The organism is Oleiphilus sp. HI0079 (assembly GCF_001635105.1).
In genome coordinates, this window is the sequence record NZ_LWFT01000206.1 from 1 (window position 1) to 1,061 (window position 1,061).

2 protein-coding genes are annotated in these 1,061 nt (G+C 49.4%); one reads left to right on the top strand and one right to left on the bottom strand.

The annotated features are described in order from the left end of the window. The coding region (locus A3750_RS24800) for a helix-turn-helix domain-containing protein (RefSeq protein ID WP_197474845.1) at positions 1–132 on the top strand (132 nt) is incomplete at its 5' end. A gap of 146 nt (positions 133–278) precedes the next feature. On the opposite strand, the gene A3750_RS03045 is transcribed toward A3750_RS24800, so the two are convergent. Then, positions 279–773 (bottom strand): prepilin-type N-terminal cleavage/methylation domain-containing protein, encoded by a 495-nt coding sequence (locus tag A3750_RS03045; RefSeq protein ID WP_068454000.1) that lies wholly within the window; start codon positions 771–773, stop codon positions 279–281. Positions 774–1,061 lie beyond the last annotated feature (288 nt).

The window sequence follows — 1,061 nt, forward strand, 5'->3', positions numbered from 1 at the left end:
GAAACAGCGCTCAGTCATACGAGCGGGCGCCGACGGGATGCTTCGATACTGCTGGGCTGGGGAAGAAATACCCTTACTAGAAAAATCAAAGAACTCGGCATGTCCGCCGATGAAGAAGGCGATGAAGAATAGCGTCTGAAGATTGAACTTTATGTAGTAACAGGGGTGTTCGTCTTGCTAGAAATGCTGGACGAAACATGCCCTGCAACAAACAGAAGAGAGATACTTTAAACCCCAGGCATTCACGGTAGAGAGAGCCATTACGCACTGACAGAACGCTAACCGCAACCTATTGCGACTAGCCTTACTCCGAAACTCACCCGAACTGGTGGTACATTATCGGCATCCGCATTGGCCGCTGTGTAGTCCAAATAGCAGTTTTCTTGCAGCTCCAACCGTAAGACGTCCCCACCAAGATTCCCTTGAGAAACAATAACAAAATCCGAGTTCTCGGTGAGGTCTGCTGCCACACCGATACCCGCACTATCCGCGGTTGGGTAGCCGTTAACCATGGTGATGTCGGCCCCATCAAGCGTCACTGTATCACCAAGGGGGCTACCTTTAACCAGCTGCTCTGCATGCGCAACAGCCGCCGCAGACTTCATGGTCCCCGCAATACCTGCAAGGGAAGCTTCTCTCGCCTCTCTTCCAAGGTCTGCAAAACGCGGGATAGTAAAAGCCGAAAGGATACCGAGGATCACAACAACCATGATCAATTCGATGAGAGTAAAACCACGAGCGCCGCTCGCTTCAAGTCTGCCAAACTGCTGCATAGTTCTTGTCGTTTCTTTATTATTTTATTGGGATTGCTAATACGTACAGGGTGTTATTAAGCCACAGCTCATAGATTCAGACTAGAAAAATCGGTGACACGAACATGACGATTCCGTAGTGCAGATAAAGCGCTTTGGAATTAATGCAAACGGGTTGCACGAACATCTTGACCTATAGCCTATCAGGTCGATGATCAGCCACGAGAATCATCAGGGCAACTCGCATCAATGGCGCCGATGAGAAAACACCTCAGCACGTCCGCAATATATCCAACTCAAGATTGAGCG